Here is a 25,315-nt window from a genome sequence, read left to right as displayed (position 1 = left end):
AGTCAGTCCCGAAGGTGAAAGCAAGTTGGCGCTCGGCCCTCGGCGTGGAAGCGGGCCACGCAGGGCCGCATCACCGCCCTCCTTGGAAGTCAACGAGGCGGGCAACGCGGGCAACGCCGACCAGCCCCTCGCTGAGCATTACATCCAAGGGCGTTCGGCCATCTAAGCTTTGGTTGCGCATCTTTACCCACCCGAAGCGGATGGCCTCATCCTCCGGGAACAGCAAGCGAAGGCCGGCGTGGATCCCGAGTAGGTAGCCCACGCGATCCAGCGTCTCGGGCTCGTCCGGCAGTGCTTGCTGCCCAGCCCGGTACTCAGCACACGCCTCGGGGCCATTGCCAGGCATGCCAAGCAGCTGCGCTTGCTGCTCCCCCTCCAACCCCCACTTGTCAAACAGGGAGGTCACTGTGCGCGCGAGATCCTTCCGGGTTTGCTCGGCGTGGAGAGAGGCTTCCATCAGATCGCCCGGCTACTCGTCAGGTTCACCGCAGTTGTACGGGACCGCCTCCGCTCCGGCAAGGCCGGCCGGTCCTGCGCTCGCCGCGCAACGCCGCGCGGTTCGCCTCGGGATCCTGTACCGCTGCAACGTACACGCATCTGCGGTCCACCCCGGCCGCCCTTTCGTCGAAGGACTTACGAGCGCCTTTGCACCGTCCTCGCGGTTCGATGGTGAGGTCCTTGGCTGAAAATTACAGAAGTGGTGCAAAGGGGCTGTAACTCGCGCTTTCGCCCGGATGGCTGCTGCACCCTAGAGCTCTTCGCCATGCCGCTGGACACGCTCGGAGCGGGGATGGCGCTTTGATGTTGAGAGTCCCGCCGCTGTCCTGAGGACGGCGTTGCTTCCCGGTAGGCACGACAGAGATGTAAGGCCTAGTGCTCCGGTCCGCGCTGCACGGCGGGAGTCCAGCATGGACGAGCAGTCCTCCCCTGACAGTCAGCCAAAGCCTTGCCGGCTGGTAGGGCTACCACCCGCGAACGATCGGCTGTGCCACCTCTTTCCTGAGTCGCACTTCCAATTTCCTCGCCCAGGCTGCGCAGTAGCGCTGTGCACTCTCGAGGTTGTCGAAGAATTCGCTCCTTCGGCGCAAGACGAAGTCCACCCGGTAGCCAGTAGGGAGTGCACTGGCAATCGCGAGCTGCCGGCCTGCCAGATACAGTGCGGGTCCGGTTACAAACGGCCGCCATTCGAAGCCTTCGGGAAGCATGGCGCTACAGTACGCAAGGGCGTCACAGGGCGTGAGGTGGCTTGCGCTATCTTCGACTCCCCCACCCGCTCGTCACCGTCATGTGCTACTCCGCCCGCGTCCAAGCCGAGTTCAGCAAGTTTCGTCGGGAAACCGGGGCGGACATGGACATCGAGAGCTACGTCCAAGCGTACTGGTGGCCGGAGGGAAAGGCGACTAAGCGCCCAAAAGCGCCCCGAGCCTTGGAGCGCGACATCCTCGAACGTGGCCCCACCGAAGTCGCGGAACTCATCCGTGTGTGGGACGCTTGGGAACAAGACACACTAACGCGGGAGCTGTTCGCCCAGCGGCGGCGTGTGATTGAAGCGCAGCGCGCTCTGCAGGCGCGCGACACGAAGAAGGCACGCGAAGACGTGCGTATCGGCACCAACAAGGTCGCTATAGCCCAGCGTCGCTTGGATGTGCTGAAAGGCTTGCCAAGCGACCAGGACCACCGCATCTACCCCGGCGTGTATTGCCCAGTGCTCGTATCAGAATGCGGCCGCCCGGTCGTGAAGCTGATGCGGTACCAGTGCAGACCTGCTGGCAAGCCCACCTTCTATGATCGAAAGTTCCCTGGGACATACAACGCCCGGAGGGACAATCTCGAGGGGTTCTGGGGCGAGCTGTTCGGCCGCAATCACGCGGTCATGATCGCCCACCGCTTCTACGAGCACGTCGAGATGGACGGCCAGAGCAAGATCCTTGAGTTCATTCCTCGCACCGGCGAGCCGATGCTCGTGGCCTGCCTGTGGTCAAGGTGGACGGACCCCAAGGGTGTCGAACCTGATCTTCTGTCATTCGCCGCGGTGACGGATGATCCGGAGCCCGAGGTCGCAGCGGCAGGGCACGACCGCACGATCATCAACCTCAAGCCGGAACACGTTGACCGATGGCTCGATCCGGAGCCGGTAGGGCGAGCGGGGCTACAAGCGATCCTTGATGACAAGCAGCATCCCTATTACGAGCATCGCGAAGCCGCGTAGCCCCGCGCGCCGCCCCGATGTCGGCGCGCGGGGCCATGGCGGCGCGACGATGCTCACCGTGACCGTGGACCGATCCCGCGCAATTATGGTGAAGGGCCCGAATTTTCATAATTATGAAAGCCTGGCCGGGAGGCCATAACCGGTTGCGCTGAACCTACGCGGCTCCACAGCGGTAATGCAGCCGAGACCTTCCGCGTTAAGGAGCTGGCGGTGCTGGCGAGCGAGCAGCGAACCCCATTCGAGGGGTCTGCGAAGATGTGTGGTCGACTTGTGCACGTGGTTAGCTACCCGTACCGGGCAGTTCGGTGGTCGGTCGGCTACCTTCTAGTCGCGCAGCACACTCCGGTCGCTCACGGCGGCGGCCGTGTGTCGCCTGCCCTAACAACCTGATCGGCAGCGGCAATCAAGACTGCGCGTTGCTCCGGCGTCATCGCCTGCCAGTTCAGGATCAACGTTGCCAAGCCTTCGTCTTCTGCCATCAGGTACGAAACGGGGACGCCTAGTACAGATGCCAACCGGCTTAACACCTCTGCACGGGGAAGATGCTGGCCTGACTCGTACTGGGTCATCCTGGGGCTCGCAACTGAAGGATCCAATCCCGCTTGGCGCCCGAGCTCGGCCTGGGTGAGACCACGGCGCAACCTTGCCTCTCTCAAGCGCAGACCAACGACCCTTCTCAGGTCTCGACGAGACATCCCCAGCCCTCTGATAACGGAAGGCTATAGGGTGCGTCAGTGTTGGCAGCTTGGATACTAAGTTAAACTTAGTGTCCCCGCAACGTGACCTAGGCGATGCAGACAGGGCCAGACACAATCGACGATCTTGGGATCCCAGGGAGCCTGCAGTTGGCGGCGCTGCTTACGACCAGGGAGCAGCGGGTGCCGCTTGCACCAACCTCAGCCGCATCTTGGCAAGTGATCGAACGCCTAAGCAACCTGGGACTCATCGATTCGCCGGGTCCAGATCCACACGCGGGACCTGCGTACCACTACACACCGATAGAGGCGTATCCGTGGCGCTTCACCTGGAGCGCATACATGGAAGGAGCGGTTCTGCCTGCACTACTAGAATTTTTACGGCAGCTGGACCGGGACGAGCCAACACTAGATCTACGCGTCTCAGTCTGGCGAGAGCTTGCGCTCTGGGAGGCGCAGAGCTTTCTCGAAGTCCAACTCCAGCGCCACCACTTCGACCCGCTATGGGCGCGTGATCTAGGGTTCATCTACCACAGCTCGCAGCCTGAGCTCTCAATCGGCCAGTGGCGCTATGTCGCCTGGGCAGCCGTTCGGCACGGCGCATCGGTAGCACAACGGCTGGGAACGAGCGCCTCGGAGCGGATCCGAGAAGGCATCTTCGCGCAACTCCAATCCCGCACATCCTATGCGCGAGGTAGCGCTTGGGCTGCGGCTTTTGGAGGGCCGCCGGGCCTTCCCAGAAGCAGCATTTCTCGCGTTTTCGTCCGCGACCTGTGCTCGCTAGACCAGCACTTCTGGTCCGCACCACCGGGACCAGAGCACCTCTTTTTAGGCGCGTCGCAGCACACCATCTAGTCGCCCCATCTCACCGACTATGCCGTACGGGATAAGCTTCGTGGCGATGCCCAGCAACCCGGCGACGTCCGGTAGCCGAACGGAGGGCTCTTCCTCGATCAGCTTCTTGATTGGTTCGGCCAATTCCGGCCGCACCTGCGGTGGCGCCTTGGTCGGCGGGTAATACACCGTCCGACGCGGCACCCAGAACCAGGGGCACAGCTTGGCAACCGACACGTAAAACCCGTCGTCCTTCAGCCCCTGCTGGATCTAGCTGATCAACTCTCGTCCTCGCCCAGCAGGGACTGCAATTCTTTGCGCGCGCGCAGCTCCAGCATGGCCTCGCCATAGGCCTCTTGCAGGTCCTTGAGCTGGCGCTCGTACTGCTCACGCACGTCCTCGGGCTTTGGCCCGCAGCGCGTTCTCCATTCCCACCTTGGCGTGGTCCCTCCACTCCTCGATCTCGGACGGCGCCAGGTCGAACTGCCGGCTCGCCTCCGAGATCGTGGTCTTACCCTGGATGATCCCCAGCACCAGCGCCGACTTCCGTCGGGCGGTCCAACGCTTGATTTCCTCTTCCATCATCACGCTCATGGGTTGCTCCTTCGCAACGTACCACCTGAGCAGGAAATCACTGGGTCATCACATAGTCGCGCCGCGGCTGCCCGTGCACGGTCGCCGTCCGGCCGGGCCGCAGGAGCTGTCCAGCAACTGCCACAGCCGCTGCCGGTAGATCAGCACCGCCGCCAGGATCGCGCCGGCCAGGATGGCGATGTTGAACAGCGCGCTGCGCGGCCCTAGCCAGTGCTCGCAGCTGAGATATGCGCTCGACTTAGCGGCGCGATATGGGGCTGGACGTTCCGCCGGAGGACCTACGGCGATGCTCGGCAACGGGGATGCTCCTGTCTACGCATACGGCCGCGATCGGTTCGGTGCGACCGTAACCACCTCGGCTCAGCAGCTTCCGCGGAAGCTGAGTGACCTTCTAGGTCTACTGATCATCCACTAGTCGTCGATGATCTCTATCCTGATCAGGTCATAGGGGCTTTGGTCGCCGAATAGTTCCCAGCCTCGCTCACCATAATCCGGACGCCGCCGGCGGCGTGCGAGGTTGCGCGGCATGCGGAGAGGAGGACGGCTCGGTCCCTCGTCGTCGACTCCGATCGCCAACATGTGAGCCAGCGAGACATGTTCCTCGATCTCGTGGCAGTTGCGTACCAGCCACCCAAACATCGAGCATCTGTCGCGATACGGAAATAGCTGTCCGCGACGCTCCTGGTCGCGGCGACGCACGGCACGAATCCACGCGCAATGCACGTCCAGTGACCCCATCGATCGCTCAGTATCCATGGGCATAGCCCTATCGCAGCGTAGCTCGTCGGCCGCGTTCTTGATCTCCTGCAGTGACACGCGGTCTGGCCATTGCGGGCCTTGGAGACTCTTCTCGACCAGGAAGAGCCATTCCTCACGATCACCCGTGCTCAGCTGGTAGTCGGCGCTCAGATCATTCGCCACGCACGACATCACTTTGTCGACATGAGCAGCCTGCGAGGTCATCCCCAGTCGATGCGCGCAGCGCGACAGCACCGCAAGCAGCATCAACCCATCCAGAGACTTCAGCGTCGATGGGTCCAGTTCGAGCTGGATATCTTCCCAGTACGCATCTTCTGCCGACAGCAAGCCGAGTTCATCGCCGTTCCGCACATCGCGGGGGGTTATCTCTATGAGGCCGAAGGTGGACAGGTGCTGCCGCGTCCATTTCTGGACGTCTTCGTCCGAAACCCTCTTGCCAATGAGCCGCCAGATCAGGTGCTCCCACACATCGACAGTGTGCCCATACCCACGGCGACCCCTGATGTGCAGATAGAGCGACTCCGCTCCATTGACCATGAGGCGCGCTGGATCCGAGCCAGCAACGGCACGTGCCAGAACATCCTTCCTACCGACGCCGCGTAGCAGCACATGATCTTTCGGGAGCTTGGCAAGCGCCGCCACATCATCCAGACCGGCGGCTTGGGTCACGGCGCCCAGCCAGAAACGACCTCGCACGCGTGCGCACGAGGTAACCCTTGAGTATGCACCAGAAGGACGCCCGCGGGGCATGGGTGAAATTCGATTCTGCTCTTCTTGCCGGCTGTCCATCCTGTGCTGAAATCGGTGCCTCCGTCCAGCAGCAAAAACGACCGAAAATGGACGTCCTGGATCCTTCCCGTCCAAAGCTGGCCGACCCAGAGGTCGGCAGCGAGAGGCTTCACATGCTGCTGGCGCGGCATGGCGAGCTGATGGCCGGTGGCGATTTGATTCAGCTATTCAAGTTCGGCAGCGATCGTGCCTTCCGCAGAGCTGCTGCGGCCGGGCGCCTGCCTGTAGCGGTGGTCCGTGTTCCGGGCCGACCGGGCTGGTTCGCTCGTACGCGTGATGTTGCGACCTGGCTTGACTCCCTCGGCACGTCCTGAATTCAGAACGTGCGCCCGTTCCGGGCGGCACCCCGTCCGGCCCGGCTTCCCTTACACCCAATCCAGGAGGCTATAACCCAGCTTGAAACGACCAATAAAAAACCCCCCGCAGCAACGGGGGGGGTGCGGTTTCGCCAGTGGGCCTCGCAATCCGAAGGCTACCGCTCTTGGTCGCGCTATGCAACTCCCCTAGTGGGACCTCACTAACAGACCGAGAGACACCTATGACGACTTTTCCGCACGAGCCGGTCGACGCCGGCTCGAGGCACCTGCTTTCTTCCAATTTCTGCCCGAAACACACTTGTGACGACGAGCCTTGCGAGCGACCGATGAGGTTCGAGGGGCTTGATGTCGACCACGTGCGGATCGTGCTTGAGCACGCCCCAATCGGTCACCGGCAATTCATGCTCGAGTGGCGAATCGACCGCCACAGCCGCGCGATCCTGAGCTTCTCCATTCGCCCGATCGACATCGCCAGCTGACAAGCAGCCGGCGAAACGCGCGTCCTAGCTGCGCACGTTGCGGGCCAAGGATGCTGGTCTTCCCAGTGCTGGTGCGCCGGTGCGACCGGCTATGCCATGACGTCAGGAGCCTGAAATGAGGATCTCAAACGATGTCTGGGGCCGCAGCGCCCCGGCAGTACGACCGGCTGTGCTCACATGTCCATGCCGTACGGAGGTGTCGTGATGAGCGCCGGCACTGCCGCTACTTTCGCCCACCCGGCGATCACTTCCCATTATGTCGACAAGTCCCTCCCCTACCAGCCGCGGCGGCTTTCGCGGTCCGAACGCACCCGTCGCGAGGTGCTGATCTACCACTCGCCGCGCAACGGCCGGATCGTGACCCTGGCCGATGCCGTCAGTATCGCGTTGGGTCTTCGGCTGGAGTTCGATCCGACGGTCGCGCGCTTCGTCGAACGGCCTCGCCGCATTGCGCTCACTGTCAAACAGCAGATCGACGTGACCTTCTGGGCCCGCGGGCACGATGGGCACGAACGCTACTATCTGGCGATCCCGGCTAGCGGCACCACTGGGAGCACCAGCGGCACCGTGTCGATACGCAATCGGGATCTGCTCGATGCAGCGGCTCATCGCCACGGAATTGAGTTGCAGTATGTCACTGAACGCGAACTGCTCTGTTCCTCCGCCGAACGCGGTGCCTATTGGCAGCTGCTTCCCCACGTCCAGCATCACTGCCGCTTGATCAACCGTGTGCTGGTGCGTGCCGGCATTGATGCGGCTTTGGCACTGACTCCCCGCTCGACCCTCCGAGCTCTGACGCAGCAATTCACCGAACGCTTCACCGCTGACCAGGTCGCTGCGGTCGTGGCTGCAATGATCCACCAAGGCGCACTTCGAATTATCGAGCCGGCTGGGTTCTGCGAAGACTCACTGCTGGAGGTGAATCATGCCACGTAATTCTCTGCAGGTTTTTGATCCGGACGAACTCGAAGATTGGTTTCGACCCTCGGTGAATCATTTGAAAGATGAGCTGAGGGTGCGCTATCAAAATGCAGTAGCGGCGCTGACTGCGGTTCTCACCGGCACGTCGACACTGACCGGGGCTGCCGACGCCAACCATTTGTGCCGAAAGCGTCTCAAGGCCATGGCGATTCGGGCCCCCAAGATCGCGCCGGACGGGCGGCCATTCGGGTATCGCGTTTGTGTGCCCTGGGGCACGTATTGCGCCGCCGAGCCGCAGCACACCCCGACTATGCCCCGTCGAGCAGGGCCACATGCGATGTCCGTGATGCTGCGGTGTCAACCGAAAATCGCGGAGTGGGTGGAGGCGTATCGGCATCCCCTGCCACCAGGACCGCCACCAAAGAGTTTCGGGCGCCTGCACGACAAGGTCGTAGCTGAGCTCAAGCGTTTGGATCTGTCGCAGTACTATCCTCTCAACACCGATGACCAAGGGCGACGCGCCCTCCTGCGCTACCTCCGTCGGCAACGGATTGAAGTCGAAGGGTATGACGTAACCGATGTGTTGAGTGATGAGCCGACTGCACCCTCATCGCTTTGGGACGCATTTCGCGGACACATTTTTGACCGCACCGAGTTCGACGAGCACCGCATCGACGTCGAAGCGGTCATGGGCGTGGCGCTGCCCAATGGCGGCATTGCTAAGAAAAAGATAACGATGCTGTGGCTCTTGGCCGAGGCCGAGGTTGAGTCGCGAGCGATTGTGTCGTGGCTCTTACGGGTAGGCCGTGCCTCCAACAATCATGACGTTGCCGACTGCCTCGCGCGCGGTCTCCAACCGTGGCAGCGGCGTGAGTTGACGATTCCAGGACTCGAGTACGCGCCAGGCGCAGGCATGCCTGCGGGATTGCCGGGGATCGCCGGCGCATTGCGCTCACGCTGTGTGGCCATGGACAACGCCAAATCGCACCATGCCCTCGATTTGGAACAGGCATTCTGCCGCGCCCATGACGGTGTGTTGCTGCTGGGCCGACCACATCAGCCGCGTTCGCGTCCCGTCGTCGAGCAGTTGTTCTCGAGACTTGAACAGGGCGCCTTGCGCATGATCGCCGGCGGATTCGAGCCGGCTACGAGACTGGGAGATGACAAAGTCAGCATCAGTGGCTTCTCCCCGGAGGACCACCCGGTTCAGTTGCACCTTCTGGAGGAACTCGTTGACGTGATTGTGGCGAACTACAACGCCACGCCTCATCCCGCACTGGGGTCCTTGAGCCCGCTGCAATACTTGCAGATGCGCAGCCAGAAGCTTGGGTGGTCTTACACGCCAGCGGATCGCGAACTCGGGGCCCGCGAGATGGGCAGTGTCTTGATACCCGTGACCATCAAGGGCAACTACAAAGACAAAGTGATGCCTCACGTCAATTACCTATACGTGAAGTATCGCAGTGCAGAACTCGACAACCGTTGGGAGCTGGTCGGAAAGCCCCTTTACGCCCGCATCTACCGCAACGACCTGCGCACGATGGTGCTCTACCAGACTGCCACGAAGCCCGTCGGTGTGCTCCGGGCGGCGGCGCCATGGGCGCACACCCGCCACGACGAAACCACACGCAAGCTTGTGCATCAGTGGTCGAAGCAGCCAGGTGGCTTGAAGCTCGTCGGGGTGGAATGTGCCATTCAGGCGTACATGGCATTCCTCCGCGCTAACGCGACGAGCTCTCAGCAGGCAGTGGATCAGCTCGCACGTCTCCAGCAGCAGCATCCAACGCTGCAGGTGCCACCCCAGAAACCAATGGCGTTGATGGACACCGAGATCCGAGCGCCTCGCCGGGGCTGGGTCTCATTGGACCGTAAGCGCTTCCGATAATAGATCATTACGAGTTCTAGGCGCCTGCCGTCGCGGATATCGACTGACGCGACTGGTACGCGTACGCGCGCTCTCAATCGAGGACACCCTTTTGAACAGCGACAGACATCTGATTTTCACGCCCAATGGCTATCAATTCTCGACCAAGCCCATAGAAACGGCCGCCAACTTCATATTGCAAGGTGTTGAGAATGATCTTCACGGCTGCTCCCTCTATGGTGGCGGCGGGCTCGGCAAGAGCAGTGCCGTGCTGTACCTCACCGATCATTGTGCGCAATGGTTGGTCGACGAAGATGAGGAACCGATTGGCGTGGCATCCCGGTTCATCATGCCCAGCGGCGTTCGCCGCAGCGATGGCGCCTTCTTCACCGCCGTATGCAATGGATTGAAGATCAGCAACACCGATCGGCTGTCACCGAAGCGAGGCAAAGAGCGCTTCGTCAACTTCGTGAAGACGCGATGTGGACAAGCGCGGCAGTCGCTGATGGTCATGTTCATCGACTGCGCCCAACGAATCACCCGCGCAGAGTACGAGTTCCTTGCGGACGTCGACGAACAGCTTACCGATGCACAGCTGCGCTTGTTTCTGGTGTTTGTTCGTCAGAGCGACGCGACCGGCATCGAAGTGAGTGACGATTGGTCCGACTATCCGTCACACATGGTACGGCGGTGGTTCATGGCTACGCATGCCTTCCAGCCACTGATGGGCACGGCAGAGGTCATGCATGCGTTATCGCGGTACGACACCGAGGCATGCTGGCCGACATCGGACATGCCGTTCTCGCGTTACTTTGCCCGTAATGCGTTCGATGGTGGTTGGACCCTTGCGCAGCAAGCGCAGCTGCTCATGGATGGCGTGAACGCTTTGCGATTGGAGGCTGGGATGAATGCCACCGAAGGGTGGCCCATGCAGACCTTCACGCATACGGTGCGCTACCTGTTGACGAACATCGCAGGCCGCGACCCTAATTTTGAGCAATTTACCAAAGAGCATGTGCGCGAAGCGTTGGTCGCCACTGGTTACCTTCGTCTGGAGTACGTTCGAGCCAATCTGATTCTTCCGAGGGAGGTTGCCTGATGTCCTGGCAAACCATTCTCGGAAACCGGTCATGCGAGTGCGACTTGCCGGGCGCAGAGCTCGAACCGTTCCCTTATCTGTCGGGGTACGGGCTCGTGCTTCGCGTTACCCGACTGACGTCCATCGAACCCCGGCAGATCTTCTCGACGCTGGGCATCCGAATGCACCAGACATTGGACGTGCTGACCGTAACGCGGCGCGAGACCGCAAGTCGCGCCCGATTGGAAACAGCGCTGGATCTTCAAGGGACGCCATTGCTGCACTTCTGGAGCGAAGAAGCCTGGAGCCCCCTGCGTACGCAGAGGGTGTTCACACGCCAGGAATATCCCGTGCGGAACTGTCCGCTCTGTGCCCGATTTGGCTATCACTGCATGTTGTTCCAGCTGCCATCGATTGATCACTGCCCATGGCATGGGTGTTCGTTGAGCGCCAAATGCACAAAGTGCCGTCAGCCGACGTATGGCCGGTTTGACGCAGGTGGCTATCTGGGACGATGCGAGTGTGGGCACGATTCCATGGATGACAGGGCTTCGGTTCGGATGTGGGATTTCCCGACGGATACGGCCAATGCTTGGCTAACCAGCTATTTGACTTGGGCCAACACGGAGCGCGAATCACGCCATCTGGTTGTGCCGATGGGAGTGCCGTGCGGCGAGTGGGATGCCGGTTTTGCCGCGTTGGCACAGCCGCCCCGTCAGATGATGAACCGACGGTCCAAGATAGATATCGAGGTCCAGGTGTTTGAGGATGACGATGCGGAGCCTCCTGAACGCGCTTTTTGGGGATGGTGTTTGTTGGGGACCGGCTCCCGCCCGGTCACCTACACTTCTTTGCCAAGGACCGTTCTGAAGCCGCTGACGGACACCACGCGTGTAACCGTCGCCTCCCTCCTGCCGCAAGATGCCTCCGACGCGGTGTCCGGTGCTGCCATTCCCGGCCTGGCGAGCGACCGCACGGACTTCTTCCTGGAGCCCTACTGTGAGGGCATGGAGGGTTCGATCTGGCTCAACCTGGCAGCGGTCGACTCTCGAATCTTGCAGATTTGCGGCTCCCTCGTTGACGTCGTAGCAAGCCACATCGCTGACATCAGCTCTTCGGAATCAGATCGGTCGTGGCAAGCCAAACAGTCAGCTGCAATCGATACGATCTCGGGACGTACTCGACTAGGTGCTGCCCTGGAAGCGCTGCTTATTCGAGGGTACGCCCAAGGCTTAGAAGCGGTGCTCCGCCGGCTATTGAGCCAGCCTTGGCCGGCCAATCACAAATGGTCGCGGCCGGTGATCGAGGTAAGCGGCGGTGCAGGTCAACTTCGTGCGATTCGCGTAGCTTGGCAGTCGAGTGATCCTCCACGGGTCCGTCCACTTCCGACAGCCCCTGAGCCGCAGACGCCGCCATCGCCACGAAGAGAGCGGCGATTGCGTCGCAACACTAAACCGCCGAGAAAAGCCCGGTAGTCGGTGGTCAGAGGACTCGGCGGCATCTTGTCGGCGGATTCGCCGAAAACAGGGCAAAGTGTTGGAAGTATGTCGACTTGGGGGCGCTTTGTTGGCGCGTACATCGGCCTACATATCACCCCGGTGACCAGCTATTTCCCTGCAATATCAATGACATATGATCGCGGCGGTTCCTTGTCGTCAGACATCTGCCGCTCGCGGTACCCCATCTTGAAGTCCGTCCGGTACGCCTTGTCCCGCGCGGCGCGCTCGCGCTTGCACTTGGCGCTGCTGCCGATCACCGCGGCAACCGCGCGTGACCTGGGCCTGCTGGTCCTGCTGCCGCGTCCCGCGCCTCGCGGCACCGACGCTGGCGAACTGCGCGACTCCCGGTCCGCATGCGGCTTGGCCGAGACTTCGTCCGGCGTCGCATCGTAGGTGGCTTCCTGCACCTGGCCGCGGCCGCACGGCTGCGACTGGAAGCTGAGATGGCCGCTCGCGGCGTCCTTGCATCGGTAGACGAGCCTCTCTCCGGCTGCCGTGGTGCCGGCCAGGCCCAGCATGGCGATGATGGCGAGCGTCCTTGCGCGCATTCGCGATCCCTCCTTGTCGGAATCGCTACACGCTACGGCCGCCGGAGGACCAAGCCTGTAGGAAATTGCCGCCTCGACGGAGGCTTCCTGGATCCGCTGCTACAAGAAGTGGCATGGACCTTCCTGCCGCGGTCCCGCTGCCGCGGGATTTCTACCAGGCGCCGGCCGACCTGCTCGCGCCCTTGCTGCTCAACAAATTGCTGGCCGGTCCGGACGGACGTGCCGGGCGGATCGTGGAGGTCGAGGCATACGCGGGCGACGATCCGGCCTCCCACGCGTTCCGTGGCAGGACGGCCCGCAACGCGACAATGTTCGGGCCTGCCGGACACCTCTATGTGTACTTCACCTACGGCATGCACTGGTGCGCGAACGCAGTGTGCGGGGAAAGCGGGGACGGGACGGCCGTGCTGCTGCGCGCGCTCGAGCCGGTCGCCGGACTGGAACGCATGCGCCTGGCGCGTCCAGCGGCTCGTAGTGACCGGGACCTGTGCCGCGGTCCGGCGCGGCTGGCCCAGGCGCTGGGCATCGACGGCGCGGCCGACGGTACCGACCTCGTCGCCGGGCCGTTCCGCATCCTCGATGACGGGACCCCGCCCCCTGCCCGCCCCGTGGCCACGACCCGGATCGGGATCAGCCGCGCGGTGGAAGTTCCGTGGCGCTGGTACGTGGCCGACAGCCCGTACGTGTCCAGGCGCTAGCCAGGACCGGGGCGCCCCGGCAACGCCGCCCCGGGAGCTGCTTTGTTGCTTGCGGATCCGGTCCTGACTGTCGTCATGTGTTGGCAGCAACGGTGTAATCCGCCCGTAGCACACCCATGCGTATGCCCCGGTTGTTATAACCGCAGTGGCCCCTGGCGCATCCGCGTGGGGCTGGCTGTACGACTGCAATTGCTTGTGGCGCCCGGTACACCGGCGCCTGTTTTCTCCCCCAAGAACAGGATCCACATGTCCCCCAACAACACCCGCCGGCTGCAGCGCAGCCGTCTGAGTGCCGCGTTGCTGTCGGTGCTCATCACCCCCGTCGCCGGCCTCGCCTTCGCGCAGGACGCCGCCGCCCCCGCCGACCAGGCGGATGCGAAGAACCTGGACACCGTGACGGTCACCGGCTCGCTGATCCCGGTCACCGAGGTCGAGACCTTCACCCCGGTCACCGTGGTGTCGGCCGAAGACATCCAGATGCGTGGCTTCCAGAGCGTCGCCGACGTCCTGCAGCAGTCCACCTTCTCCACCGGTGGCGTGCAGGGCGGCCAGACCTCGGCCTCGTTCACGCAGGGCGCCGAGGCGTCGAACATGTTCGGCCTCGACCCGGGCTACACCAAGTACCTGATCAACGGCCGCCCGATGGCGAACTACCCCGCGCTGTACAACGGCTCGGACGTGTTCAACAACATCAGCGGCATCCCGGTCGCGCTGGTCGACCGCATCGAGATCCTGCCGGGCGGCCAGTCCTCCCTGTACGGTTCGGACGCGATCGCCGGCGTGGTGAACGTGATCCTCAAGAAGAACCTCGACCAGGCCGAGCTGTCGATCCGCGGCGGCTGGTTCAGCGAGGGCGGCGGTGACAGCGTCCGCTTCACCTTCGCCGACAGCATCTCCAGCGCCGACGGGCGCCTGAACACCCTGTTCGGCATCCAGTACGACGAGCGCGACCCGATCTGGGGGCACCAGCGCGACCTCACCGATTCGTACAACAACGACGGCTACAGCGCGGCGCACCCGAGCCGTGACTTCGTCGTCATCGACGCGCTCGACAGCTCGTACTACTTCACCGATCCGGCCAACTGCTCCAACGTGACCGGCAACTTCGGCGGCACCACCCAGCGCTGGAACCGCCCGGGCTACGGCGAGTACTGCGGCTCGTTCGAGTCGCCGGGCTACCGCACCCTGCGCAACGGCAAGTCGAGCACCCAGCTGTACTCGTACACGACCTTCGACCTCAACGACAGCGTGCAGCTGTACGCCGAGTTGATGGGCAACTACGAGGACGTGGAGTACGCCACCGGCTCCAACTACACCTGGTGGGGCACCAGCTCCAACTACGGTGCCTACTACGATCCGGACCTCGGCGCCCTGGTGAACCTGCAGCGCTCCTTCGCTCCCGAGGACATCGGCGGGCTGGGCTACCAGGACATCATGAACACCGACCGCAACAAGTCCTACACGGTCACCTTCGGTGCCAACGGCTACCTGGGCGACTGGGACTACAACGTGTTCGCCTCGCGCAACGAGTACAAGCTGAACGAGCGCGGCTGGCAGCGCTGGGCCGATCCGATCGAGCAGTACTTCAGCGAGAACGTGCTCGGTCCGGAGCTGGGCCTGGATCCGATCTACAACGCCTACCCGGTCTTCCGCCCGGACTACGCGGCCTTCTACCAGCCGATCTCGCCGGCGGACTTCGCCGCCTTCACCGGCTACACCACGTCCGAGGCGCGGACCTGGGACAACCTGCTGCGCGCGCAGTTCACCAACGGGGCGCTGTTCTCGCTGCCGGGCGGTGATGCGGGCTTCGCGGTGGTGGCCGAAGTCGGCAACGAGGGCTGGGAGTACAACCCGGACCAGCGCCTGCTCGACGGCGGCGTCTGGGGCACCACCTCGGTCAACGGCGACGGACACCGCAGCCGCTACGCGGTGACCAGCGAGCTGCGCATGCCGCTGCTGGAGCAGCTGACCGTGACGGCCTCGGCGCGCTACGACGCGTTCGACCTGGACGGCAACACCACTGACAGCCCGACCTACAGCCTGGGCGTCGAGTACCGCCCGACCGACACCCTGCTGCTGCGGGGCAAGTACGGCACCGCCTTCCGCGCGCCGACGCTGGCCGACACCAACCAGGGCGTGAGCGGCTACTACTCGCGCAACACCGACTACTACCGCTGCTCGCTGGAAGGCTTCGATCCGGCCGACACCGAGGGCTGCACCTGGGACAGCGCGCAGTACCAGGGTTCGCAGGCCGGCAACCCGGACCTGGAGCCGATCGACGCGGACGTGTGGAGCGCCGGCTTCGTCTGGGCCCCGACCCAGAACTTCTCGCTGACCGCCGACTACTTCAACTGGAAGATCGAGAACGAAGTCGACCAGATCAGTGCCGACCAGCTGCTGCTGACCGAGTACTTCTGCCGCACGGGTGCCTCGGGCTCGCCGATCACCAGCTGCGACAACGCCCTGGACTGGATCCAGCGTGACGCGAACGGTGGCCTGGTGTCGATCTTCACCCCCAAGGTGAACGTCGCCAAGCAGGACCTGGAAGTGGTGACCGTCGGCGCGAACTACCTGCTCGACATCGGCCGTTTCGGCAGCCTGGCGTTCGCGGCCAACTACACCAACAACCTCGAGCACACCGTCACCCCGACCCCGGGCGACGAGGCGATCGACCTGCTGCGTGATCCGTACTACATGTGGATCTACGACGCCTACGCCAAGACCCGCACCGACGTGTCGGTGTCCTGGGCGAAGGACGCGTGGACCACCACCGTGTACGCCAACCGCATCGGCGAGACGCCGAACTACCTGGCCTACGCCGGCGGCGGCTACGACTACGTGCACGAGTCCGGTGCCAGTGCCGGGAAGTGGGATGCCTACACGACCTACAACCTGAGCCTGAACTACCGCGCCACCGACGACCTACAGCTGTCGATGATGGTCAACAACGTCCTCAACGAGATGCCGGACGACCAGGCCTCGAACTACCCGGGCACCTCGAGCACCCCGTACAACAACTACCTGTACGACGTGTTCGGCCGGGCGATGTACCTGGAGGCGAAGTACACCTTCTGATCCAGCGGTACCCGCGACACGGAAAAGCCCCGCCACCAGGCGGGGCTTTTTCTTTGTTCTTCGCCGGAGTCCCGGGCCTTTCCGGGGCGGCTGCCGCTCAGTCCCGTTGGCCGCCCCGGCGCGCGCGGGCGCGCGCTTCGCGCAGGGCGTCGAGCTTCTGCTTGAGCTTGATCTCCATGCCCCGCTCCACCGGCTCGTAGTAGACCCGTTCGCCCATCGCGTCGGGGAAGCCGGTCTGGTCCAGGGCCACCCCGCCCTCGCGGTCGTGGTCGTACTGGTAGCCCTTCGAGTAGCCGAGCTGCTTCATGAGCTTCGTCGGGGCGTTCCGCAGGTGCATCGGGACTTCCTGGGTACCGTGCTCGCGCACGTCGCGGCGGGCGGCATTCCAGGCGGCGTAGGCGGCGTTCGACTTGGCCGTGCTCGCCAGGTAGAGCACCAGCTGCGCCAGCGCCAGCTCGCCCTCCGGGCTCCCCAGCCGCTCGAACGTGTCCCAGGCCTCGAGTGCCATCGTCTGCGCCCGCGGATCGGCCAGGCCGATGTCCTCGGTCGCCATGCGGGTCAGGCGGCGCGCCAGGTAGGACGGGTCGCAGCCGCCGTCCATCATCCGGGCGAACCAGTACAGGGCGGCATCGGGGTTGGAGCTGCGCACGCTCTTGTGCAGGGCCGAGATCTGGTCGTAGAACTGTTCGCCGCCCTTGTCGAAGCGCCGGGTACGGTCGGCGAGCACCTGCACCAGGGTGTCGGCGGTGACCACCCCGCCCTCCTCCGCGGCCAGCTCGGCAGCGATCTCGAGCAGGGTCAGGGCGCGGCGTACGTCGCCGTCGGCCGCGCCGGCGATCTCCCGCAGCAGGCCCTCCTCCACCTGCAATCCCATCCCGCCCAGGCCGCGCTCGGGGTCGTCCAGTGCCCGGCGCAGCGCGGTAGCGATGTCGTCGGTGGATACCGCCTCCATCACGTGTACACGGCAGCGCGAGAGCAGCGCGGAGTTGAGTTCGAAGGACGGGTTCTCCGTGGTGGCGCCGACGAACACGATCGTCCCACGCTCGATGTGCGGCAGGAACGCATCCTGCTGCACCTTGTTGAAGCGGTGGACCTCGTCGACGAACAGGACCGTGCGCCGGCCTGCCGCAAAGCGCTGGGCCGCCTCGTCCAGCACGGCACGGACCTGCGGCAGTCCCGACAGCACCGCGGAGATCGCCTGGAACTCCGCGTCTGCGTAGCCGGCGAGAAGCAGGGCGAGGGTCGTCTTCCCGCAACCTGGCGGGCCCCAGAGGATCATCGAGTGGATGCGGCCGGACTCCACTGCCCGGCGCAGCGCCGAGTCGGGTGCCAGCAGGCGCTGTTGCCCGACCATCGCGTCCAGGGTGCGCGGGCGCATCCGTTCGGCGAGCGGCTTGAGCGCCTCGTCCTCGCGATCAAGCAGGCCGGGGGTCCCGGGGGGCGTACGGTTGCGGCTCAAGTCAGGTGGACCACGGTGCGGCGGGGGCCCGCCACGATACCAAGGCCGCGCCCGGCGTTCAGCGCGTCGCCACCGCCTCCGGCACCGGGGTCTCCTCCACCAGATTGGCGGAGGCGCCGAGTTCGTACTCGAGGCTGATCCACTCCCCCGTAGCGCGATCGTAGAGTGCGTCGACGCGGGCGTCCGTCAGGCCTTCGGCGTCGAAATCCGCGGTCCCGCGCGCCTGCACGCGCACCAGCGAGTCACCGAGCGGTGCCACGCGGACGTGGTCGGTATTCCACTTCACCGGCTGGGCGGGGAACTCCGCGCCGAGCGCCTGCCCGACCCGCGTGTCGAGCGCACGGGCGACGTCGGAATCATCGGCCACCGCCTCGAAGTCGGTCCGGTCGGGGCCCAGCTCCAGCAGCGGGGAAAGCACCTGGGTGGTCTGTGTGTCGTACAGGGCGTGGAAACGGAACGGGATCCACTCCTTCCGGTCGCCGATGCGGACCCTGCCCTGCCCGGTGACGGTGCGGTCACGGATGCTGGCCGGCTCCAGTGCGATCCGGTCCAGCTTCACGCCGACGTCCTGCTCGCCGAAGTGCGCGGCGATGGCGCCGATCAGCGAAGCCGCCACCGCGCCATCCACGGCCTGCGCCGCCTCGGCACGCGCTTCCGGACCGGCGGTCGCGGCTGCCGCGACCTCGGCCTTCACGGGGGCCGTGGCGTGTGCGGGCTCGTCGGCGTTGCTGCCGGCCGCCCATCCACCGGCCATCGCGAGCGCGGCGAGGAGCGGAATGGCCTGGAGTCGCTGGTGCATCGGATCACCCCTGTTGGTGGCCGTGGGGGCCGCCGGGTGATCAGTCTGGCCGTGGGGGCGTGGAAGCCCCGTGAGCCCAAGTCACTGAAACTGAACGGTTTTGCTGCCGCGGCGTGTTCAGGGTTCGCCCAGCACGTCGACGCCGGCTGGCGGGGTGTAGGTAAAGGTGCCGGCGGCGAAGCCGGGATTCCGGGTCCAGTCCGTGAACGTGATCACCGTCCGCTGCCCGATGGAGTCCACCAGCTCCATGCGCGCCAGTTGCGCGCCGCGGAAGCCCAGGCGGGCGCTGCTGAAACTGCCATCCTCCACCTTCGGGGTCAGCCGCAGCCATTCCAGCCCTTCGCCTTCGCCCTGCTCGACCACTTCGTAGCGGCGGTCGAGCTGCTGGGGGTCGACCAGCGCGGCCAGGGGGCTGTTGGCCTCCTCGGCGCCCTGGGGACGGACGGTGACCTGCTCCAGGTCGGGCTCGTAGATCCACACGTTCTTGCCGTCGGCGACGATCAGCTGCGGGTACGGCTCGGTGTACTCCCAGCGGAACAGGCTCGGGACCGACAGCTGCACGCTGCCCGAGGAGGTCTCGCGCAGCTGGCCCCTTGCGTCGTAGACCTGCTGGCTGAAGTCCCCGTCCAGGCCCTTGAGGCCGGAGGTGAAGCTTTCCAGGCTGTCGCGCGCTCCGGCAAAGGCGGAGCCGGCAACGGCGGTGGCCAGCAGCAGGCCGGTGCCCCAGCGCAGGGCATTGGACTTGGTGGATGTCATGCGATCGGGTCTCCGGTAGGTCTGCCCGGGGCGCGCCGGGCGATGTGCCGAGTCTGTCGTGGTCGCCCTGAACAGGCGCACATACCCTGCCCGCGGGCATGTCAACCGATTGCGAGCGTTCAATCCCGCGGCGGCGGCGGTGCCAGCACGGTGCGGTCCCCGTTGTGCTCCGGCGCGGATACCACGCCCGCCGCCTCCATCGCCTCGACCAGCCGGGCGGCGCGGTTGTAGCCGATCTTGAGCCTGCGCTGCACGCCGGAGATCGAGGCCCTGCGGGTCTCGGTGACCACCCTCACCGCCTCGTCGTACAGCGGGTCGGATTCGTCGCCGTCGCTGCTGCTCTCGGGCAGGCCGTTGGCGCCGACCACCACGCCGTCGCCCATGCTCTGCACTTCCTCCAGCACGCCCTCGATGTAGTCGGGCTTGCCGCTGACTTCCTTGAGGTGCTCGACCACCCGGTGCACTTCCTCGTCGGACACGAAGGCGCCATGCACGCGCTCGGGCATGGCGGTGCCGGGCGGCAGGTACAGCATGTCGCCGTGGCCCAGCAGCGTCTCGGCCCCCGACTGGTCGAGGATGGTGCGCGAGTCGATCTTGCTGGAGACCTGGAACGCGATCCGGGTGGGGATGTTGGCCTTGATCAGGCCGGTGATCACGTCCACCGACGGGCGCTGGGTGGCCAGGATCAGGTGGATGCCGGCGGCGCGGGCCTTCTGCGCAAGGCGGGCGATCAGCTCCTCCACCTTCTTGCCGACGATCATCATCATGTCGGCGAACTCGTCGATGATCACGACGATGTGCGGCAGCGGCTCCAGCGTCGGCGGGGCCTCCTCCACCTCGGGGTTGGGCTTGAACAGCGGGTCGGTGAGCGGCTGGCCGCCGTCGATCGCCTCCTTCACCTTCTTGTTGAAGCCCGACAGGTTGCGGACCCCGACCGCGCTCATCAGCTTGTAGCGGCGCTCCATCTCCGCCACGCACCAGCGCAGGCCGTTGGCCGCCTCCTTCATGTCGGTGACCACCGGAGCCAGCAGGTGCGGGATGCCCTCGTAGACGCTCAGCTCGAGCATCTTCGGGTCGATCATCAGCATCCGCACGTCCTTGGCGGACGCCTTGTACAGCAGGCTCAGGACCATGGCGTTGACCGCCACCGACTTGCCCGAGCCGGTGGTGCCGGCCACCAGCAGGTGCGGCATCCGTGCCAGGTCGGCCACGGTCGGGCGCCCGCCGATGTCCTTGCCCAGCGCCAGCGTGAGCGGGCTGGCGGCCTTGTCGTACTCGCGCGAGCGCAGCAGCTCGGACAGGTAGATCATCTCGCGCTGGGTATTGGGGATCTCCAGGCCGATCACCGACTTGCCCGGGATCACGTCGACCACGCGCACCGATTTCACGCTCAGGCCGCGGGCGATGTCCTTGTCCAGCGAGCTGATCTGGCTGACCTTCACGCCGGGCGCGGGTTCGATCTCGAACCGGGTGATCACCGGGCCCGGGTAGGCGCCGACGACGTTCGCCTCGATGCGGAAGTCGCGCAGCTTGAACTCGATCTGCCGCGACAGCGTCTCCAGCGTTTCCTGGCTGTAGCCCTGGGGCTGCGCCTTGGGCTCGTCCAGCATGGCCAGCGGTGGAATGCCGCTGCCGTCGCCGACGTTGAACAGGGGGATCTGCTGCTCGCGCTTCGCCCGGTCGCTCTTCTCGACCGTGGGCGCGGCCGGCGGCTCGATGCGGACCGGCGCGCGCGTGGCGCGCAGCTCGCTGTCGACCTTGCGCACTTCCTCGCGCTGCTCGCGCATGGCGCGGGTCTGCTTCCACTGGCTCGCCTCGCGGCTGCCACGCCGCAGTAGCTTCTCCAGCACCGGGCCAAGCGAGAGCACCCACTGGCCGATCCGGTCCATCACCGTGAACCAGGAGATGCCTGTGGCCAGGGTGACCGAGGCGAGCAGCAGGGCGAGAAGGAAGAGGTTGCCGCCCACGGGGCCGAAAGCTCCGTGCAGTGCGTTCCCCACCTGGTACCCGAGAACGCCGCCGCCGCCGCCGCGCAGGCCTTCTACCGCTCCAATCCGCAGCTGCAGCAAGCCCGTCGACGAAACCACAAAGCCGACAAGCCCCACCAGGCGCAGCGCAGGACCGAATTGTCCTTCCTCTCCCCCGCGCTCCGGATCCATGCGGAACAGCGCAATCCAGGCAATTGCCCCCAGCACCAGTGGCAACACGAACGCGACGAAGCCGAAAAGATGCAGCAACACGTCCGCCAGCCAGGCGCCGACCGGACCTCCCCGGTTCTGCAGCGGCGTGGCCACGCTCCCCGATTGCGACCAGCCCGGATCCGCCGGCGAATAGGTCGCCAGGCTCACCAGCAGGTAGAGCAGGAAGGGGGCGATCAGGATCAGCGCGATGTCGCGCAGCAGCCGCTGCCGACGGGGCGTGGTGCCCCCGCCGGTGCCTGCGGTCTTCTTCCTGCGGGAGGCGGTCGGGGCTTGCGCCACTTGATGTACTGCCTTAGCCGATGAGCGTTAGCTGTTGAATATACGGAGAATCCCGCGCCTGCGCACGCGCAGCGCCCGCATCCGGCAAACGCGCGCGTGGGGTGCAACGGAACTCAGCGTCCGCCGCCCCGTCCTTGTGCCTGTCCGGTACGGACCCCAAGCTATGGCGCATCCGAAGGTCGCCGCGGCGACCCCTGCCGCCGGTGGCGGCGCTCCACGAGTCCGAATCATAGCAATGACCCCGAACAAGCACTCCCGCGTGATCATCCTCGGTTCCGGCCCCGCCGGCTGGACCTCGGCCGTCTACGCCGCCCGCGCCAACCTCAAGCCACTGGTCATCACCGGCCTGCAGATGGGCGGCCAGCTGATGACCACCACCGAGGTCGACAACTGGCCCGGCGACGCCCACGGCCTGATGGGCCCGGACCTGATGGCGCGGATGCAGGCGCACGCGGAGCGCTTCGACACCGAGGTGGTCTTCGACCACATCCACACCGCCGACCTGTCCAAGCGCCCGTTCCGCCTCACCGGTGACAGCGGCGAGTACACCTGCGACGCGCTGATCATCGCCACCGGCGCCAGCGCCAAGTACCTGGGGCTGGAGTCGGAGCAGAAGTTCATGGGCAAGGGCGTGTCCGCCTGCGCCACCTGCGACGGCTTCTTCTACAAGGACCAGGAGGTCGCGGTGATCGGCGGCGGCAATACCGCCGTCGAGGAGGCGCTCTACCTCTCCAACCTCGCCCGCAAGGTCTACCTGGTCCACCGCCGCGACACCCTGCGCGCGGAGAAGATCCTGCAGGACAAGCTGTTCGCCAAGGTCGAGGCCGGGACGATCGAGCCGGTCTGGAACCACGTGGTCGACGAGGTGCTGGGCGACGACGACGGCGTAAACGGCATGCGCCTGCGCTCCACGCAGGACGGCAGCAGCCGCGACATCGCGGTCAACGGCTTCTTCGTGGCCATCGGCCACACGCCCAACACCTCGCTGTTCGAGGGCCAGCTGGAGATGAACGGCGGGTACATCCAGATCCGCTCCGGGCTGGAGGGCGGTGCGACCCAGACCTCGGTGCCGGGCGTGTTCGCGGCCGGCGACGTGGCCGACCAGGTCTACCGCCAGGCGATCACTTCGGCCGGCTTCGGCTGCATGGCGGCGCTGGATGCGGAGAAGTTCCTCGACCTCGAGAGCTGAGCCGCGGATCGTCCACGACCTGCGGACGATCGATCCGGCGGACTGGGACCGGCTGCACGACGGGGGCAACCCCTTCGTCGGCCATGCCTTCCTGTCCGGCCTGGAGGCAAGCGGCAGCCTCCGCCCCGAATGGGGCTGGCGTCCGTGGCACGTGACCCTGTGGGAAGGCGCGCGGCTCGTCGCGGCGGCGCCCGGCTACCTCAAGCACAACTCGCACGGCGAGTTCGTGTTCGACCACGCCTGGGCGCACGCCTACGCCCGCGCGGGCGTGGAGTACTTCCCGAAGTGGCTCGGTGCGGTGCCCTACTCTCCCGTCACCGGACCGCGGCTGCTCGCGGCGGATCCCCAGGCGCGTGTTGCCCTCGTACGGGCGATCGAGGACCTGTGCGAAACCGGAGGCCTGTCCTCGGGCCACGTGAACTTCCACGGGGACGATGAGTCCGGCGCGTTCGGCGAGGGCTGGCACCACCGCCTGGACCTGCAGTACCACTGGCGCAACGCCGATGGATGGACGAGCTTCGAGGAGTTCCTCGGCGCGCTGGGCAACCGGGCGCGCAAGAACATCCGCCAGGAGCGCGCGAAGGTCGAGCGGGCCGGCATCCGGTTCCGGGTGGTGCACGGCGACGAGGCCAGCCGGGAGGACCTCTCCGCCATGCACGGCTTCTACCTGCAGACCTTCGCCGAGTACGGCAACCATCCGGCGCTGACGCTGGCGTTCCTCCGGCACCTCGCCAGCGAGGCCCCGCGCTCGCTGGTGCTGATCCTGGCCGAGCACGGGGGCGAGCCGGTCGCCGGAGCCCTGTGCCTGCGCGGCAGCGATGCCCTGTACGGGCGCTACTGGGGCAGCGCCGTCGACCTGCCCGGGTTGCACTTCGAGACCTGCTACTACCAGGGCATCGAGTATTGCCTGCGGCACGGGCTGGCGCGGTTCGAGCCCGGGGCGCAGGGCGAGCACAAGATCGCCCGCGGCTTCCTGCCCGAGCGCGTGCACAGCCACCACTGGATCGCGGCACCGCCCTTCGACGGCGCGATCGGCCAGTGGTGCAGGCGCGAGGCCGCCGGGGTGGAGGAACTGGAGCGGGTCCTGCTCGCGCGATCCCCCTACCGGCACGGCAGCCTGGCGCGCCACGGGGACGACGCATGAACTTCCGGCTGCCGCGCCTCGGGGCCGATCCGTCCGCCCCGTTCCCGGACCCGGGCCTCGCGCTCCGGGAGCCCGATGGGCTGCTCGCCTTCGGCGGCTGCCTGGAGCCGGCACGGCTGCTCAATGCGTACGCGAACGGCATCTTTCCCTGGTACTCGGAGGGCCAGCCGCTGCTGTGGTGGGCGCCGGACCCGAGGACCGTGTTCCGGACCGGCGCGGTCCGGCTGTCTTCGCGTTTCCGCCGGCGATTGCGGCGCTCCGGCTGGACCGCAACGGCGGACACCGCCTTCGACGAGGTGATCGAGGCCTGCGCCACCGCGCCGCGCCCCGGGCAGGACGGCACCTGGATCACGGAAGAGATGCTGGCCGCCTACCGCCGCCTGCACCGGCTCGGCCACGCGCACTCGGTCGAGGTCCGCGACCCGTCGGGCGCGCTGGTGGGCGGCATCTACGGTGTCGCCCTGGGCCGGATGTTCTTCGGCGAGAGCATGGTGAGCCTGGCGTCGGGTGGCTCCAAGGCCGCGCTGGGCGCGCTGGCACTGCAACTCCAGCGCTGGGGCTGGCCACTGATTGACGCCCAGGTCCCCAACGCGCACCTGGACAGCCTCGGCGCCGTTTCGATGCCCCGGGATCGGTTCCTGTCGATGGTGCGGGAACTGGTGGCGGTGCCGGAAGAGCGCGGCCGCTGGACCGAGCGCTTCGGGCAGGTCCCGGCGCAGGCACTGGCCTCCGCGACCGGCTGAACGGCCCGGGGGCGCGGGCTTTGCCTGTTACCGCCGGACGTGGCACACTTGGCCGCTTTCCCGGCGGCGTTTCCCGTCGCCACAGAGAACCAGGGTACACATGGCAAAAGACGACGTGATCGAATTCGAGGGCACGGTTTCGGAAACCCTTCCGAACACCATGTTCCGCGTGCGCCTCGAGAACGGGCACGAGATCATCGCCCATATTTCCGGGCGCATGCGCAAGCACTACATCCGCATCCTCACCGGGGACCGGGTCAAGGTAGAGATGACTCCCTACGACCTGACCAAGGGGCGGATCACCTACCGGATGAAGTGATTCCGGCAAGTAGTTGAAAAGAAAGGCAGCCATTGGCTGCCTTTCTTCGTTTCCGGGCCTGCTGCGC

23 protein-coding genes and 2 pseudogenes are annotated in these 25,315 nt (G+C 65.5%); 13 read left to right on the top strand and 12 right to left on the bottom strand.

Translation table 11 applies throughout. The annotated features are described in order from the left end of the window. Positions 1 to 70: 70 nt before the first annotated feature. Positions 71 to 457, bottom strand: a complete 387-nt coding sequence (locus tag G545_RS0101560) for an MbcA/ParS/Xre antitoxin family protein (protein ID WP_036135786.1) — start codon at positions 455 to 457, stop codon at positions 71 to 73. A gap of 828 nt (positions 458 to 1,285) precedes the next feature. Here G545_RS0101560 and G545_RS0101555 point away from each other — a divergent pair. Continuing rightward, positions 1,286 to 2,209, top strand: coding sequence for an SOS response-associated peptidase family protein (locus G545_RS0101555; RefSeq protein ID WP_027068858.1), 924 nt, complete (start codon positions 1,286 to 1,288; stop codon positions 2,207 to 2,209). 350 nt (positions 2,210 to 2,559) lie between these two features. Here G545_RS0101555 and G545_RS16015 read toward each other — a convergent pair whose 3' ends face one another. The 6 genes and pseudogenes from G545_RS16015 to G545_RS0101540 form a co-directional block, all read right to left on the bottom strand. After that, complete coding sequence (locus G545_RS16015) at positions 2,560 to 2,688, bottom strand: hypothetical protein (protein ID WP_280513373.1); 129 nt, start codon at positions 2,686 to 2,688, stop codon at positions 2,560 to 2,562. Positions 2,689 to 2,694: 6 nt separating this feature from the next. After that, positions 2,695 to 2,904: pseudogene (locus tag G545_RS15885) on the bottom strand (helix-turn-helix domain-containing protein); the annotation flags it as partial. 828 nt (positions 2,905 to 3,732) lie between these two features. Continuing rightward, positions 3,733 to 3,975, bottom strand: coding sequence for a hypothetical protein (locus tag G545_RS15710; RefSeq protein WP_156112227.1), 243 nt, complete (start codon positions 3,973 to 3,975; stop codon positions 3,733 to 3,735). A gap of 150 nt (positions 3,976 to 4,125) precedes the next feature. After that, complete coding sequence (locus G545_RS13155) at positions 4,126 to 4,332, bottom strand: DUF1153 domain-containing protein (RefSeq protein WP_231553148.1); 207 nt, start codon at positions 4,330 to 4,332, stop codon at positions 4,126 to 4,128. Positions 4,333 to 4,446: 114 nt separating this feature from the next. Then, positions 4,447 to 4,557, bottom strand: a pseudogene (locus G545_RS16095) (undecaprenyl-diphosphate phosphatase); the annotation flags it as partial. Between the two features lie 186 nt (positions 4,558 to 4,743). Then, positions 4,744 to 5,760, bottom strand: a complete 1,017-nt coding sequence (locus G545_RS0101540) for a hypothetical protein (protein ID WP_154656481.1) — start codon at positions 5,758 to 5,760, stop codon at positions 4,744 to 4,746. Between the two features lie 53 nt (positions 5,761 to 5,813). On the opposite strand from G545_RS0101540, the gene G545_RS15535 reads away from it, so the two are divergent. The 6 genes from G545_RS15535 (at position 5,814) to G545_RS15525 (ending at position 12,014) form a co-directional block, all read left to right on the top strand. Continuing rightward, complete coding sequence (locus tag G545_RS15535) at positions 5,814 to 6,194, top strand: hypothetical protein (RefSeq protein ID WP_154656480.1); 381 nt, start codon at positions 5,814 to 5,816, stop codon at positions 6,192 to 6,194. A gap of 329 nt (positions 6,195 to 6,523) precedes the next feature. Then, the gene (locus G545_RS15530; protein ID WP_154656479.1) at positions 6,524 to 6,676 is read left to right on the top strand and encodes a hypothetical protein; all 153 of its coding nucleotides are present in this window, start codon (positions 6,524 to 6,526) and stop codon (positions 6,674 to 6,676) included. A 204-nt stretch (positions 6,677 to 6,880) separates the two neighbouring features. Next, positions 6,881 to 7,612 carry a hypothetical protein gene (locus G545_RS0101530; RefSeq protein WP_027068855.1) on the top strand — a complete coding sequence of 244 codons (732 nt, stop codon included), beginning with the start codon at positions 6,881 to 6,883 and terminating at the stop codon, positions 7,610 to 7,612. Next, a complete protein-coding gene (locus G545_RS0101525) occupies positions 7,602 to 9,482 on the top strand; it encodes a hypothetical protein (protein WP_036135782.1) in 1,881 nt (626 codons plus the stop codon). The genes G545_RS0101530 and G545_RS0101525 overlap by 11 nt, the downstream gene beginning before the upstream one ends. A 91-nt stretch (positions 9,483 to 9,573) precedes the next feature. Beyond that, the gene (locus G545_RS0101520; protein WP_231553147.1) at positions 9,574 to 10,560 is read left to right on the top strand and encodes an ATP-binding protein; all 987 of its coding nucleotides are present in this window, start codon (positions 9,574 to 9,576) and stop codon (positions 10,558 to 10,560) included. Then, the gene (locus G545_RS15525) at positions 10,560 to 12,014 is read left to right on the top strand and encodes a TniQ family protein (RefSeq protein ID WP_154656478.1); all 1,455 of its coding nucleotides are present in this window, start codon (positions 10,560 to 10,562) and stop codon (positions 12,012 to 12,014) included. The genes G545_RS0101520 and G545_RS15525 overlap by 1 nt, the downstream gene beginning before the upstream one ends. Before the next feature lie 131 nt (positions 12,015 to 12,145). Here the strand turns inward: G545_RS15525 and G545_RS0101515 are convergent, their stop codons facing one another. Next, entirely contained in the window at positions 12,146 to 12,586 is a 441-nt protein-coding gene (locus G545_RS0101515; RefSeq protein WP_027068852.1) for a DUF4124 domain-containing protein, read from the bottom strand. 113 nt (positions 12,587 to 12,699) lie between these two features. On the opposite strand from G545_RS0101515, the gene G545_RS0101510 reads away from it, so the two are divergent. Next, positions 12,700 to 13,284, top strand: a complete 585-nt coding sequence (locus G545_RS0101510) for a DNA-3-methyladenine glycosylase (RefSeq protein WP_027068851.1) — start codon at positions 12,700 to 12,702, stop codon at positions 13,282 to 13,284. Positions 13,285 to 13,530: 246 nt separating this feature from the next. Next, positions 13,531 to 16,359, top strand: a complete 2,829-nt coding sequence (locus G545_RS0101505) for a TonB-dependent receptor plug domain-containing protein (protein ID WP_027068850.1) — start codon at positions 13,531 to 13,533, stop codon at positions 16,357 to 16,359. Positions 16,360 to 16,456: 97 nt separating this feature from the next. Here the strand turns inward: G545_RS0101505 and G545_RS0101500 are convergent, their stop codons facing one another. From G545_RS0101500 to G545_RS0101485, 4 genes are all read right to left on the bottom strand, one after another. Beyond that, a complete protein-coding gene (locus tag G545_RS0101500) occupies positions 16,457 to 17,737 on the bottom strand; it encodes a replication-associated recombination protein A (protein WP_407059615.1) in 1,281 nt (426 codons plus the stop codon). 139 nt (positions 17,738 to 17,876) lie between these two features. Next, complete coding sequence (locus tag G545_RS0101495; protein WP_027068848.1) at positions 17,877 to 18,617, bottom strand: hypothetical protein; 741 nt, start codon at positions 18,615 to 18,617, stop codon at positions 17,877 to 17,879. 117 nt (positions 18,618 to 18,734) lie between these two features. Next, a complete protein-coding gene (gene lolA / locus G545_RS0101490; protein ID WP_052106518.1) occupies positions 18,735 to 19,373 on the bottom strand; it encodes an outer membrane lipoprotein chaperone LolA in 639 nt (212 codons plus the stop codon). Positions 19,374 to 19,492: 119 nt separating this feature from the next. Then, on the bottom strand, positions 19,493 to 21,853 hold the full coding sequence (locus tag G545_RS0101485) for a DNA translocase FtsK (RefSeq protein WP_027068846.1): 2,361 nt from the start codon (positions 21,851 to 21,853) through the stop codon (positions 19,493 to 19,495). Positions 21,854 to 22,088: 235 nt separating this feature from the next. Between G545_RS0101485 and trxB the strand changes: the two genes are divergently transcribed. The 4 genes from trxB to infA all read left to right on the top strand — a co-directional run bounded on the left by trxB (position 22,089) and on the right by infA (position 25,248). Continuing rightward, a complete protein-coding gene (gene trxB, locus G545_RS0101480; protein ID WP_027068845.1) occupies positions 22,089 to 23,042 on the top strand; it encodes a thioredoxin-disulfide reductase in 954 nt (317 codons plus the stop codon). Then, entirely contained in the window at positions 23,011 to 24,186 is a 1,176-nt protein-coding gene (locus tag G545_RS0101475) for a GNAT family N-acetyltransferase (protein WP_052106517.1), read from the top strand. Before trxB ends, G545_RS0101475 begins: the two co-directional genes overlap by 32 nt. Beyond that, on the top strand, positions 24,183 to 24,929 hold the full coding sequence (gene aat / locus G545_RS0101470; protein WP_027068843.1) for a leucyl/phenylalanyl-tRNA--protein transferase: 747 nt from the start codon (positions 24,183 to 24,185) through the stop codon (positions 24,927 to 24,929). Before G545_RS0101475 ends, aat begins: the two co-directional genes overlap by 4 nt. Positions 24,930 to 25,029: 100 nt before the next feature. Further along, positions 25,030 to 25,248, top strand: coding sequence for a translation initiation factor IF-1 (gene infA, locus G545_RS0101465; RefSeq protein WP_027068842.1), 219 nt, complete (start codon positions 25,030 to 25,032; stop codon positions 25,246 to 25,248). The last annotated feature ends 67 nt before the right edge of the window (positions 25,249 to 25,315 follow it).

The sequence above is a fragment of the Lysobacter defluvii IMMIB APB-9 = DSM 18482 genome (genome assembly GCF_000423325.1).
Classification (GTDB): domain Bacteria; phylum Pseudomonadota; class Gammaproteobacteria; order Xanthomonadales; family Xanthomonadaceae; genus Novilysobacter; species Novilysobacter defluvii.
This window is presented reverse-complemented; position numbering and strand designations above follow the sequence as displayed.

Coding starts and splice junctions, on each gene's coding strand:
- G545_RS0101560 (WP_036135786.1), bottom strand. CDS start 457: ATGGAAGCCTCTCTCCACGCCGAGCAAACCCGGAAGGATCTCGCGCGC.
- G545_RS0101555 (WP_027068858.1), top strand. CDS start 1,286: ATGTGCTACTCCGCCCGCGTCCAAGCCGAGTTCAGCAAGTTTCGTCGG.
- G545_RS16015 (WP_280513373.1), bottom strand. CDS start 2,688: ATGGCAGAAGACGAAGGCTTGGCAACGTTGATCCTGAACTGGCAGGCG.
- G545_RS13155 (WP_231553148.1), bottom strand. CDS start 4,332: ATGAGCGTGATGATGGAAGAGGAAATCAAGCGTTGGACCGCCCGACGG.
- G545_RS15535 (WP_154656480.1), top strand. CDS start 5,814: ATGCACCAGAAGGACGCCCGCGGGGCATGGGTGAAATTCGATTCTGCT.
- G545_RS15530 (WP_154656479.1), top strand. CDS start 6,524: ATGAGGTTCGAGGGGCTTGATGTCGACCACGTGCGGATCGTGCTTGAG.
- G545_RS0101530 (WP_027068855.1), top strand. CDS start 6,881: ATGAGCGCCGGCACTGCCGCTACTTTCGCCCACCCGGCGATCACTTCC.
- G545_RS0101525 (WP_036135782.1), top strand. CDS start 7,602: ATGCCACGTAATTCTCTGCAGGTTTTTGATCCGGACGAACTCGAAGAT.
- G545_RS15525 (WP_154656478.1), top strand. CDS start 10,560: ATGTCCTGGCAAACCATTCTCGGAAACCGGTCATGCGAGTGCGACTTG.
- G545_RS0101515 (WP_027068852.1), bottom strand. CDS start 12,586: ATGCGCGCAAGGACGCTCGCCATCATCGCCATGCTGGGCCTGGCCGGC.
- G545_RS0101510 (WP_027068851.1), top strand. CDS start 12,700: ATGGACCTTCCTGCCGCGGTCCCGCTGCCGCGGGATTTCTACCAGGCG.
- G545_RS0101505 (WP_027068850.1), top strand. CDS start 13,531: ATGTCCCCCAACAACACCCGCCGGCTGCAGCGCAGCCGTCTGAGTGCC.
- G545_RS0101500 (WP_407059615.1), bottom strand. CDS start 17,737: ATGCGCCCGCGCACCCTGGACGCGATGGTCGGGCAACAGCGCCTGCTG.
- G545_RS0101495 (WP_027068848.1), bottom strand. CDS start 18,617: ATGCACCAGCGACTCCAGGCCATTCCGCTCCTCGCCGCGCTCGCGATG.
- lolA (WP_052106518.1), bottom strand. CDS start 19,373: ATGACATCCACCAAGTCCAATGCCCTGCGCTGGGGCACCGGCCTGCTG.
- trxB (WP_027068845.1), top strand. CDS start 22,089: ATGACCCCGAACAAGCACTCCCGCGTGATCATCCTCGGTTCCGGCCCC.
- G545_RS0101475 (WP_052106517.1), top strand. CDS start 23,011: ATGCGGAGAAGTTCCTCGACCTCGAGAGCTGAGCCGCGGATCGTCCAC.
- aat (WP_027068843.1), top strand. CDS start 24,183: ATGAACTTCCGGCTGCCGCGCCTCGGGGCCGATCCGTCCGCCCCGTTC.
- infA (WP_027068842.1), top strand. CDS start 25,030: ATGGCAAAAGACGACGTGATCGAATTCGAGGGCACGGTTTCGGAAACC.